Origin of the sequence: Pseudomonas sp. ICMP 8385, from assembly GCF_002699915.1 — a bacterium.
GTDB lineage: Bacteria > Pseudomonadota > Gammaproteobacteria > Pseudomonadales > Pseudomonadaceae > Aquipseudomonas > Aquipseudomonas gessardii.
In genome coordinates this window covers 166,241-177,349 of sequence record NZ_LKBY01000135.1, presented here as the reverse complement: position 1 = coordinate 177,349, position 11,109 = coordinate 166,241, and the positions used below count along the sequence as shown (strand labels likewise).

General features: G+C 61.9%; 9 protein-coding genes. 6 read left to right on the top strand and 3 right to left on the bottom strand.

Annotation, left to right across the window (positions count from 1 at the left end; translation table 11 throughout):
- Window positions 1-100: 100 nt before the first annotated feature.
- Window positions 101-2,701, top strand: coding sequence for a hypothetical protein (locus AO268_RS27515; RefSeq protein WP_099170455.1), 2,601 nt, complete (start codon window positions 101-103; stop codon window positions 2,699-2,701).
- Window positions 2,702-2,793: 92 nt separating this feature from the next.
- On the opposite strand, the gene dsbG is transcribed toward AO268_RS27515, so the two are convergent.
- Genes dsbG through dsbD form a run of 3 tightly spaced genes read right to left on the bottom strand, consistent with a single transcriptional unit; the run spans window position 2,794 to window position 6,130 of the window.
- On the bottom strand, window positions 2,794-3,555 hold the full coding sequence (gene dsbG / locus AO268_RS27510) for a thiol:disulfide interchange protein DsbG (protein ID WP_076963779.1): 762 nt from the start codon (window positions 3,553-3,555) through the stop codon (window positions 2,794-2,796).
- Window positions 3,531-4,400, bottom strand: coding sequence for a TlpA disulfide reductase family protein (locus tag AO268_RS27505; protein WP_076963778.1), 870 nt, complete (start codon window positions 4,398-4,400; stop codon window positions 3,531-3,533). Before AO268_RS27505 ends, dsbG begins: the two co-directional genes overlap by 25 nt.
- Window positions 4,400-6,130 carry a protein-disulfide reductase DsbD gene (gene dsbD, locus AO268_RS27500; protein WP_076963777.1) on the bottom strand — a complete coding sequence of 577 codons (1,731 nt, stop codon included), beginning with the start codon at window positions 6,128-6,130 and terminating at the stop codon, window positions 4,400-4,402. The genes AO268_RS27505 and dsbD overlap by 1 nt, the downstream gene beginning before the upstream one ends.
- A gap of 172 nt (window positions 6,131-6,302) precedes the next feature.
- Here dsbD and AO268_RS27495 point away from each other — a divergent pair, with 172 nt between their 5' ends.
- From AO268_RS27495 to AO268_RS27475, 5 genes are all read left to right on the top strand, one after another.
- A complete protein-coding gene (locus AO268_RS27495; protein WP_076963776.1) occupies window positions 6,303-6,983 on the top strand; it encodes a response regulator in 681 nt (226 codons plus the stop codon).
- Window positions 6,983-8,302 (top strand): ATP-binding protein, encoded by a 1,320-nt coding sequence (locus AO268_RS27490; RefSeq protein WP_099170454.1) that lies wholly within the window; start codon window positions 6,983-6,985, stop codon window positions 8,300-8,302. The genes AO268_RS27495 and AO268_RS27490 overlap by 1 nt, the downstream gene beginning before the upstream one ends.
- 123 nt (window positions 8,303-8,425) lie before the next feature.
- Window positions 8,426-9,199 carry an N-acetylmuramoyl-L-alanine amidase gene (locus AO268_RS27485; RefSeq protein ID WP_076963774.1) on the top strand — a complete coding sequence of 258 codons (774 nt, stop codon included), beginning with the start codon at window positions 8,426-8,428 and terminating at the stop codon, window positions 9,197-9,199.
- A gap of 142 nt (window positions 9,200-9,341) precedes the next feature.
- The gene (locus AO268_RS27480) at window positions 9,342-10,754 is read left to right on the top strand and encodes an aspartate aminotransferase family protein (RefSeq protein WP_099170453.1); all 1,413 of its coding nucleotides are present in this window, start codon (window positions 9,342-9,344) and stop codon (window positions 10,752-10,754) included.
- A gap of 79 nt (window positions 10,755-10,833) precedes the next feature.
- Window positions 10,834-11,058, top strand: coding sequence for an MbtH family protein (locus AO268_RS27475; RefSeq protein ID WP_076963772.1), 225 nt, complete (start codon window positions 10,834-10,836; stop codon window positions 11,056-11,058).
- Window positions 11,059-11,109: the final 51 nt, after the last annotated feature.

Here is an 11,109-nt window from a genome sequence, read left to right as displayed (position 1 = left end):
CAGTAGAAAATTACTTTTTTTGGGCGTTTGCTAGGCCAGTGCCAATGGGGCGTAAGGCTTAAGCCTCTGGCAAAACGGCCATTGAAAAGGAGTTTTCATTATGTCAGGTACATTGCCACCTCTTGAGCTGCCTGCCCCCATCCTCGTTGAGGCTGAGGGCGCACTGAAAGTCGATTCGCTGAAATTGGTGGCGGGAGCTACCATTCGGGTCCGCTATGAGGAGATGACTCCGCGTCACCGGATTACGGTCCGTTGGCCTATCTCTGGTGGGGAGTACGCTCCTGTCAGCGCTCAGGATGGAGTCGAGGCCGGGTGTGTCGATTTTGTGATTCCTGCGCAATACGTGGGGATAAACATCAGCATTGCCCCCATCTCGTTCTCTTACATCGTAACGGTAGATGGCCAGGCGTATCCCCCTTCGGCGGCAGGGGCAGTTGTCATTGATCGGCCCTCGAATGCACCTTCCCCACTCTTTTTAGGCATGCACAAGGACGTTCTGGATCTGGCTCTACTGTGCTGCGATGACCCGGTTATCCATGTCGAGCCTTGGGCATTTATCGCCACGACCAATGTGGTCGAGCTTTATGTTGCTGGGGAATATATCGACGGTTCGCGATTCAGGCGTACTTACTACCGTAACGAGGCGGTCACGGCGGACGAAGTGCGTAATGGCTGGAGTAGGGCTCTGCCTCGAGCCGATCTGGCAGCGCTCAAGCATGGCAGTGAACTGTATGCGTATTTTTATGTAGCGTTTCGCCCCAGTACGGGTCCGAATCCTACTTACATTGGGTTTCCGGGCCTTGTTACGACGTTGCTCACCGAACCCCATCTGGCACTGACCGCGCCCCATCTGGTCGAGTCCGTGGACTGCGGCGCCGACGGCTGGGTACTCAACCCGGTGAACACAGTAGACGGCGCACATCTTCAGGTGGCCTACGAGTTTATGTGTCCAGGGGACCGGGTGTGCCCAACGGTTATCGGCACGCCAGGGTCGGGTTCGCCAGTGTTGGAGTGTCAGCAGGTGGCGGATGAGGCCAGTCTTGAGTTTTGGGTGCCGCCTTCTGCCATCAGTGCCAATTTCAACCAGCCCATTCTGCTGGCCTACCGCGTGATGCGCTGCGATGGCAGTGAGTGGCAATCGCCTGCGAGGGAGGTCGAGGTTTTAGGTCTCAGTGGCTTGCCGACGCCAAGGGTGGAGCAATCAACCGGTAATGTTTTGGACCTCAATACGTTTAGCGGCGATGCCACTGCCTTGGTGGTGGTATGGGACTATATGGCCTTGGGGCAAGCGTGCTGGATGTGGATCACAGGCGAGGAGGAAGATGGCAGCCCCTACCGCTTTGAGGTATTGGAAGGTGAACCGGTCACCGAAGAGTGGCTGGCCAGTGGCGTCAGTGCGCAGCTGCCGCGCCTGGCGTTGCAGGCACTGGCCGATTGCAGTGATCTCCAGGTGCATTTTGCGGTGAATTTCAACGGCCGGTTGGACCGGGGCAGTGCGCAGACATTCCCCGTGTTGAGCCTGGAGGTTGTCCAGGAAGACCTGGTGCTCAACGCCCCAACGGTGCGCGAAGCGGTGGGTTCCCAACTGACGGTGTACAACGGCCGGGAGGGTGTGACGGTACGGGTAGCGTATGAGCGCATGAGTGCCAGCCATGGGATCAGCGTGTGCTGGAAACGCTCGGACGGTACATGCCTGCCGCTGATGTCCAAGCCAGGCAATAACGACCCGCAATACGTGGACTTCCATATACCTCGGGAAGCGGTGATCCATGGGAGCGGCAAGACGGTAAAGATCCACTACACCGTCACCAGCCTGTGCAAAGTGGCGACTTCTGCGGACCTTGATTTGCAGATCAGTGTGCCGGTGCGTTTGCCGACGCCGGTGGTGCCACAGGCGACCAATGGCATCCTGGATTTGCGCACCTTTACCGGGGATGCGGACATCAGGGTTGAGCCCTGGTGGTTTATCTTGCCAGGTCAGAAGGTGTGGCTGCGGGGTATCGGGACGCGTAAGGATGGCAGCCCTTACCTCTTCAATATTTACCTGGGCAAAGAGGTGACGGCAGGCGAGGTCACTGCCGGCTTGCGGCAAGCCTTGAAACGAATCGAGCTTGAGCTATTGAAGAATTTCAGCACCTTGACCTTTACCTGCAAAGTCACTGCTGATGGGAGCAATCAGGAAAGTGCGGCGGTGGTGTTCCCCGCCTTGATCCTGAGTGTGCGCATGGAGCCAGAAATACGTTATGAAAACTTCACCGGGCAGCCCAATCGCAAAATTTCCGCAGGTCAAAGCGTTGATATTGCAACAATGACGATCACACTATTACCGGGGTCTGGGGGGACATCCGGTATTGAGTTCTACGCGTGGACCACCCCCGGCATGTTGGATGGCCCGGCGTTAGTGGTTTGTAGCAATAGCTCTAACCAGGTTCCCGAGCAGCGCATACGGGTTGATTTCAAATTGGCTAGCCAAAGAGTCAAATTTGCCTACACATGGCAACAGCATCCGGTTGACATTGTGTTTTACGATAAGACCGGTAGGAGCATTGGTTCACGTTACCTCCCCCCGGCACCTTCGGATAATGATCAGCAAAATCACTGGATTGATTTTACGGCGCCTGCTGACAGTAGCATTACGTCAATGATCGTCAGGGCATCAGATCATGCGTATATAGACTTTTTCACTTTTTGGGGGGCTTGAAACCGGTGCTCCTTCCGTTGAACCAGTGGGGGAGTACCTTCTCTTTTACTGAGACATGGCCCTGCTAGCAGGGCCTGTCTTTTAACGGGCAATTATTTGCTGCCAAGGATTTTCCCCAACTTGTCCGGCGACGGCGCCCCTTGCTGTTGCTGCAACTGACCCTTGTCATCCAGATAGAAAATCGCCGGGGTGGCCGACAACTCCAGCTCCTCCATCAGCTTCATATTGGCATCGAGCTTGGCCTGGATCTGGGCGGGGATCTTGTTCAGTGCCTTGAGCTTGCTGGCTTTACCCGCCGACTCATGTTCTTCCAGGGCCTTGGCCGTATCGTTGCTGGCCAGCAGCGCCGCCGATTTGCCCGGGCTGTCCTCGCGGATAATCCCCACCATGATGTGGCGCAATTGCACCTTGCCGGCCTTGACCCAAGGCCGCGCCTGTTCCCAGAACATATTGCAGTACGGGCAGTTGGGGTCGCTGAACAGGTAGACGGTGCGCGGCGCATTTTTATCGCCGTCCTGGATCCAGCTGCTTTGCTCCATCTTGGCCCAGATTTCCTTGGCCATCGGCGCGTAGACCAGCTTTTCCAGGGGCGCGGTGCTCAGGTCATTGCCCTTGGCGTCGTACAGGTTGCCGGCCAGCACGTGCTGGCCGTCGGCGGTCAGGTACAGCGCCATGCCGCGGTTCTGGTATTGCGCGGCATAGCCCTTGAGCCCGCCCGGTGCGTCGAAGCTACCGATGATCTTGGCACCCTTGGCTTCGATCTGTTTGATCGGTGCCGGCCATTCTTCGGCATGGGCGAGGCTGGCGGCGAGGGTCAGGGGCAGTAGGGTCAGCAGGTGGCGGAGGTGGGGCATAAGGGTTTCCTTGCAGGGGCCGTCTTGGCGGCAGTCGAGTCCGTGGGGGCGAAAGATTCCATGGCGCGGGCCAGGCTGGCCTGGGACAGCTCGCCCAGGTGGCTGTTGATCAGCCGGCCATCGGCTTGATAGAAGAGGGTGGTGGGCAGGGCCATGGAGCCCACGGCCTGGCCCAGGCGGCCGCTGGCGTCGAACAGCACGTTGTCCAGGTTCAGGCCCTGGGTGGCCAGGTAGGTGCTGACGCTTTGCATGCTTTCGGCCTGGTTGACGAACAGAAAGGTCACATCCGGCCGTTGTTTCTGGGCGTTTTCCAGCACCGGCATTTCCCGTCGGCAGGGTGGGCACCAGGTGGCCCACAGGTTGATCACCAGTGGGCCGCCCTGGTAGTCGGCCAGTTGCACGGTTTCGCCATCGGCATTGCGCAGGGCGATATCCGGCAGGCGCGTGCCTTTTTCGTAGATATTCAACGAGAAACTGGCCAGCGCCCAGAAGGCCAGGCCGCTGACCACACCGGCCGTGAGCGGCTTGCGCAGGGCCGGGCGGCGCCAGCTCCACAGCAGGGCGGCGATGATCAGCACGATCACCCCAGGCCAGGCCAGGAAACCGCCGTCGCGCAGGTCGACGATCTGCAGCGGGTCGTCGCGGTAGTACGACCAGTACATCAGCACAAAACCGATACGCGCACTGAGCATGCCCAGCAGGAACAGGCTGAACAGCACGGATTCGGGGTTCTCGCCGCCTCGTTTGGCCACGCGCCAGCCCACCAGGGTGGCGAGGATCAGCGCACTGATCAGCAGCAGGTGGTTCAAGGCGATGGCGAAGGTGCCGATGGTCAAGGTCAGCATCAGCGCGCGTCCCGGGTCTGGGTCCAGCGTTGCAGGAAGGCGGCGGCATCCACTTCGCCAGTGATGCGTTGGGCGCGGCGCTCTTCACCGTCCGGGCCGATCCACACAAAGCTCGGTGGGCCGGGGACTTTGTAACGGCCCAGCAGTTCGCGGCTGGCGGCGTTGTCGGCGGTGACGTCCAGGCGCAGCAGGCGCACGTTCTTCAGGGCGTCCAGCACTTCGGCTTTGCCGAACACCTGTTTTTCCATGATCTTGCACGATACGCACCAGTCGGCGTAGTAGTCCAGCAACACCCATTGGCCCTGGGCCTTGGCGCTGTCGAGCTGGGCTTGCAGGGCTATCGGATCGTTGACGGTGATAAAGCTGTCATGGGCGCTCGGCGCGCCAGCGACCGGCGAGCCGCCGAAAACCTTGAGCGGCTGATAGAGATCATCGCTACCACCGGCGGCGCCGATCACCAGGATCGCGCCCCACAACCCCAGGACCAGGGAACCGGCACCCAGGACCCTGGCGACCAGCCCGTGCTCGCGGGCCAGGCTCCAGCCGCAGTAGGCCATGACCAGGGCCAGCACGCCCCACAAGCCGAGCCACAGGCTTTCGTCGACGACCGGGCGAATCATCAACACGGCGGTCGCGAGGAACAGGAAGCCAAACACGCCCTTGAGCACATTCATCCAGTTGCCCGGCTTGGGCAGGAAGCGATTGCCCACCGTCACCAGCAACAGCAGGGGCACACCGATACCGATACCCATGGCAAACAGGATCAGGCCGCCGTGCAGGGCATTGCCGCTTTGCGCGATATACAGCAGGGCGCCGGCCAGGGGCGCGGTCATGCACGGGCCCACCAGCAGGCCGGACAAGGCGCCGAGCACCCCGGCGCCGACCAGGCTGCCGCCACGTTGCTGGCGGGTGGCGTTGTCCAGGCGATCGCGCAGGAAGGCCGGCAGTTGCAGTTCAAAGAAACCGAACATTGGCAGGGAGAGGATCACAAACAAGGCGGCGAAGCTACCGAGGATCCACGGGGTTTGCAGCAGCGCGGCCAGGTTGCTGCCGGCCAGCGCGGCCAGCACGCCGAGGGCGGCATACACCAGGGCCATGCACACCACATAACTGGTGGCCATGGCAAAACCACGGCGTGGGCTGGCACCGCTGCCCACCACCAGGCCAGCCAGGATCGGCAGCATCGGCAGCGAACATGGGGCAAACGCCAGCAACAGGCCCAGGCCGAAGAACACCAGCAGGCTCCAACCCAGGCTGCGTTGTTGCAGGCCGCTGGCCAGGCTTTCATCCTGGGCCTCGGCGGTGGCGGCCACGGCGGGGTTGCCGCCCAGGTCCACGGTGAGCGATTGCGGCGGGTAGCACAGGCCGGCATCGGCACAGCCCTGCCAGCCCAGTTTCACCTGGCCGGTGGCGCCGGCCGGGAGCTTCACTTCCAGGCCCTGGCGATACACCTGTTGCTCGCCAAAGAACTCGTCGCTATGGGCCTCGCCCTGGGGCAACACCGGTTGCTCGGCCAGGCCCTCGAACTTCATGCGTTGCTGGTACAGGTAATAACCATCGGCAATCTGCCAATACAGCTGGGTTTCACCGGAAGCCAGGCGCTCGGAGGTAAAGGTGAAGGCCTTGCCCACCGGGAGGAATTCGGTTTTGGTCTCGAACGGATTGCTGCCAGGCGCGGCCTGGGCCAATCCAGTGAAAAATACCAGCAGGAAGATAAACAGATGCCGCATGGTCAAGCCTTAGTTCGATGCAAGTGGAGCACACAATGTGGGGTGCTGATTAACCGATGATTAACCGGGCTATATTCTAGAGTGTAGGGATTTTCGGAGCGCGCATCTTTTTCGGCATAATGCACGCTTAATCCGCCCGCCTTTAAATCAGCATTTTTGCAAAGGGTTCAGCATGCACGTACTGGTCTGTGAAGACGATGACCTGATCGCCAGTGGCATCGTTGCCGGTCTCGGCGCCCAGGGCTTTACGGTCGAGCGCGTAGCCACGGCCGCCGCCGCGCGGGCGATGCTCAAGGCGGCGGAGTTCGACATCATGGTGCTCGACCTCGGCCTGCCAGATGAAGACGGCCTGAAACTGCTGCAGCAACAGCGCAGCGCGGGCCTGGAGATTCCGGTGCTGATCCTCACTGCGCGGGATTCGGTGACCAACCGTGTCGATGGCCTGCAAGCCGGTGCCGACGACTACCTGCTCAAGCCCTTCGACCTGCGCGAACTGGCCGCGCGCCTGCAAACCCTGTTGCGTCGCGTGGCCGGGCGCAGCGTCAACCTGATCGAACATGGCCAGCTGACCTACAACCCCAGCAGCCGCGAAACCCTGCTGGGCGGTCAGCCCGTGGACCTGTCCCGTCGCGAACAGGCCCTGTTGCAGGCCCTGCTGCACAACCGTGGCCGGGTGCTGTCCAGCGAGCAGCTCAAGGACAGCGTCTACGGCTTCAACGATGAGCTGGAAAGCAACGCCCTGAACGTGCATATCCACCACCTGCGCCGCAAGCTGGGCAACGGCATTGTCGAAACCGTGCGCGGCCTGGGCTATCGCCTGGGCCCGGCGGCCGGTGCAGAGGACGCCTCGTGATGAGCCTGCGTCTGCGCCTGACCTTCAAGTTGGGCGCTGCTTTTGTGCTGATCTGGGTGCTGGCGGCGGCCTGGATGCTCAACGACCTGCGTAACCAGATGATGTTTTCCCTGGACCAACGGCTGGTGGCCTCGGCGCGCATGGTGGCCGGGCTGATGGAGCAGATGCCGGGCCTGGCCAGCGTGGGCGAGGGCAAGCGTTTTGGCGCCGAGCAACTGAATGTGCCGGGTGGCATGGCGTGCCAGGTCAGCTCATTGCGTGGCGAAATCCTGGCCCGTAACCACAACACCCCGGACCAGGGCCTGGAATCCCGGCAAAGCGGCTTTCGCGACCAGATCATCGACGGTGCCGCCTGGCGTAGCTTTACCCTGGCCCGTGGCGATTTGTTCATCACCACGGCGGATCGCCAGGTAGAGCGCGAGGCGTTGAACCTGTCGATCCTGCTGGCGGCCTCGGTGCCGGTGGGCGTGGCCCTGCTCGGCTGCCTGTGCCTGTTGTGGCTGGGGATCGGCCAGAGCCTGGTGCCGCTCAACCGCATGCGCGACGCCTTGATGCGCCGCAGCGCCGACTCCCTTGAGCCCTTGCAGATTCACCCGTTGCCCAGCGAACTCAAGCCGTTGCTCGACACCCAGAACCAGCTGTTGCAACGCATTGCCAAGACTATCGAGCGCGAGCGCCGGCTGACCGGCGATGCCGCCCACGAGCTGCGCAGCCCGCTCACGGCGATCAAGACCCACCTGCAAGTGGCGCGTATGACCGACGGCGCGGCCCGCGACCAATCCCTGGCCCATGCCGAGGAGGGCGCCGACCGCCTGCATCGCACCCTGGAGCAATTGCTGCTGCTGGCGCGGGTCGAGGGCAGCCTGTCGTTTGACGACGGTTTGCAGTCCAGCGCCGAGCAAGTGGCGCGCCTGGCGATCCAGGACGCCCATGCCGGCGATAACCGGCGTATCGACCTGGTCCTGCCGGACAACCTGCCCGATAACCCGGTGGAAATGCCCGTGGGCCTGGCAGTTGCCGCCTTGCGCAACCTGTTGGATAACGCCCTGCGCCATACCCCGGCCGAGACGCGGGTGCAATTGAGCGTGTTTACCCAGGGCCATCAAGTGGTGTTCCGCGTGCGCGACCATGGCGCGCCGATCTCCAGCGAAGACCTGCAGCACCTGACCGAGCGTTTCTGGCGCAATGGCAACAGCGGCGGTTGTGGCCTGGGCCTGGCCATCGTGCAGGCGATTGTCCAGCGTTGTTCCTGTTCCCTGGTCTTCGACAGTCAGCCCGACGGCCTGCGGGTCGACCTGGGGATGCCGTTGCGCCGCTGATCCTTGCTTGCACACACATAACTACCGCCATCCTCAGGCCCGACGCTTCAGGATGGCGTTAATTTTTGTGTTTGCAGGTTTGCCGGCTGAATGACTCAGCCTGTATTGAAAAGGACAGCGCTTATGTTGGTCATCGATTCCACTTACCCCGCCAAGGATTTTAATGCGCGCAATGGCGAAGCCGTGCGCCAGTTGGTGGTGCATTACACCGCCGCGCCCTTTGCCTCCTCCCTGCGCACCCTGACGCAGCTGGGTGTCAGTGCCCATTACCTGTTGCCCGATCCCCGTGAGGCCAGCTACCGAAACGCCGGCTACGACGAACTGCGGGTGTTCCAGTTGGTGGACGAGCGCCAGCGGGCCTGGCATGCAGGCGCCAGCCATTGGGCGGGCCGCGATAACGTCAACAGTCGTTCCATCGGCATCGAGATCGTCAACCTGGCCCGCGATGAGGGCGGTGTATTGACCTTTCCGGCCTATGACCTGGAGCAGATCGCCGTGCTGATCACCCTGATCCGCGATATTTGCGCCCGTCATCCGCAGATCGGTGCCAGGGATATCGTCGGCCATGCGGATGTGGCGTTCTGGCGCAAAAGTGACCCGGGGCCACGCTTGCCCTGGCACGATTTGTTCGAGGCCGGCATTGGCGCCTGGTTCGATGAAGAGGTCAAAAATGCCTATGTGCGGCGCTTTCGCCTGGGGTTGCCCCAGGAGGTGGAGGTCGAACGGGCCTTCCAGCGCTATGGCTACGCCCCGGCAAAAAACCGCCAGGCGTTCGAGCAGCGGGTGCGGGCCTTCCAGATGCACTTCCGGCCCGCCGACTATCGTGGGCAGCTGGATATCGAGACCTGCGCGATTCTTTATGCGTTGAATGAAAAGTACACCAGTGCCGGCGAGTGACCGGCTATTTGCCGGTTTTTCGCCGGCACTGGTGTAAATCCCCGCGCCGCTGAAGCGTTTCCAGAACAGGAAACCCGTGTGCACGCCACATCAACGGGTTGGCAGTTTGGTCACCATCATTCGCGTATTGAGGGATCTAGAGATGTCAGTCGCTACCAGTCGCATTGAAGAGTTGCAGGTGTCGGCCAGCCCGACTCCGGTGGAAACGCTGTACCAGTTCGATGAATCACCGCTGCTGGCCCGCCAGCGCCTGCAGGAGTCCAATGCCCGCAGCTACCCGCGGCGTATCCCCCTGGCGCTCAAGCGGGCCAAGGGTATTTATGTCGAGGACGTTGAGGGTCGCAGCTTTATCGACTGCCTGGCCGGGGCCGGGACATTGGCCCTGGGGCATAACCATCCGGTGGTGATCGAGGCGATCCAGCAGGTGCTGCTGGACGAATTGCCCCTGCATACCCTGGACTTGACCACACCGGTCAAGGATCAGTTTGTGCAGGACCTGTTCAGCCTGTTGCCCGTGGAACTGGCGCGGGAGGCAAAGATCCAGTTTTGCGGCCCCACCGGCACCGATGCGGTGGAAGCGGCGCTGAAGCTGGTGCGTACCGCTACGGGGCGCAGCACGGTGCTGTCGTTCCAGGGCGGTTACCACGGCATGAGCCAGGGCGCGTTGAGCCTGATGGGCAGCCTGGGGCCGAAAAAGCCGTTGGGGGCCTTGCTGGCCAATGGCGTGCAATTCTTGCCATTCCCTTACGACTACCGGTGCCCGTTCGGCCTGGGTGGGGCCGAGGGGGTCAAGGTCAACCTGCATTACCTGGAGAACCTGCTCAATGACCCGGAGGCCGGGGTGTTGCTGCCGGCGGCGGTGATCGTTGAAGTGGTGCAGGGCGAAGGTGGTGTGATCCCGGCCGACCTCGATTGGCTGCGCGGCCTGCGGCGGATTACCGAGCAGGCCGGGGTGGCGTTGATCGTCGACGAGATCCAGAGCGGTTTCGGGCGCACCGGCAAGATGTTTGCCTTTGAACATGCTGGTATTGTGCCTGATGTGGTAGTGCTGTCCAAAGCCATTGGCGGCAGCTTGCCGCTGGCGGTGGTGGTGTATAGCCAGTGGCTCGACACCTGGCTGCCGGGCGCCCATGCCGGGACCTTCCGTGGCAATCAGATGGCCATGGCGGCGGGCTCGGCGGTGATGCGCTACCTCAAAGAGCACAAGGTGGCCGACCACGCGGCGGCCATGGGTGAGCGCCTGGCTGAACACCTGCGCCTCCTGCAACGGGACTTCCCGCACCTGGGGGATATCCGCGGGCGCGGCCTGATGCTGGGTGTGGAACTGGTGAACCCGAGCGGCACGCCCGATGTCCAGGGCCACCCGCCGGTCCATCGGCAACTGGCGCCGTTGGTACAGCGCGAATGCCTCAAGCGCGGGTTGATCCTGGAGCTGGGTGGGCGCCATGGCAGTGTGGTGCGTTTCCTGCCGCCGTTGGTCATCACCGCCGCAGAAATCGACCGCGTGGCAGAACTCTTCGGGCGGGCGGTGGCGGCGGCGGTGGCCAGCCTCTAATTTTCCTGCGCCGCTGTACGTTCCTACATACATCAGCCACGCGCAGTGCGTGGCAGCCTTTAAGTGACGGAGAACCGCAATGACCTCAGTATTTGACCGCGAAGACATCCTGTTCCAGGTAGTGGTCAACCATGAAGAACAGTATTCCATCTGGCCCGACTACAAGGCCGTGCCAGAAGGCTGGCGCACCGTGGGTAAAAGTGGGATGAAGAAAGAGTGCCTGGCCTATATCGAAGAAGTGTGGACCGATATGCGCCCGCTGAGCCTGCGCCAGAAGATGGACGCCCAGGTTGCTGCTGGCTGAACACAAGCAAATGTGGGAGCGGGCTTGTGTGGGAGCGGGCAAGCCCTAATG

What these genes read in the sequence shown, in the direction of transcription:
- AO268_RS27515 (WP_099170455.1), top strand. Translation starts at nt 101, where the DNA reads ATGTCAGGTACATTGCCACCTCTTGAGCTGCCTGCCCCCATCCTCGTT.
- dsbG (WP_076963779.1), bottom strand. Translation starts at nt 3,555, where the DNA reads ATGCCCCACCTCCGCCACCTGCTGACCCTACTGCCCCTGACCCTCGCC.
- AO268_RS27505 (WP_076963778.1), bottom strand. Translation starts at nt 4,400, where the DNA reads ATGCTGACCTTGACCATCGGCACCTTCGCCATCGCCTTGAACCACCTG.
- dsbD (WP_076963777.1), bottom strand. Translation starts at nt 6,130, where the DNA reads ATGCGGCATCTGTTTATCTTCCTGCTGGTATTTTTCACTGGATTGGCC.
- AO268_RS27495 (WP_076963776.1), top strand. Translation starts at nt 6,303, where the DNA reads ATGCACGTACTGGTCTGTGAAGACGATGACCTGATCGCCAGTGGCATC.
- AO268_RS27490 (WP_099170454.1), top strand. Translation starts at nt 6,983, where the DNA reads ATGAGCCTGCGTCTGCGCCTGACCTTCAAGTTGGGCGCTGCTTTTGTG.
- AO268_RS27485 (WP_076963774.1), top strand. Translation starts at nt 8,426, where the DNA reads ATGTTGGTCATCGATTCCACTTACCCCGCCAAGGATTTTAATGCGCGC.
- AO268_RS27480 (WP_099170453.1), top strand. Translation starts at nt 9,342, where the DNA reads ATGTCAGTCGCTACCAGTCGCATTGAAGAGTTGCAGGTGTCGGCCAGC.
- AO268_RS27475 (WP_076963772.1), top strand. Translation starts at nt 10,834, where the DNA reads ATGACCTCAGTATTTGACCGCGAAGACATCCTGTTCCAGGTAGTGGTC.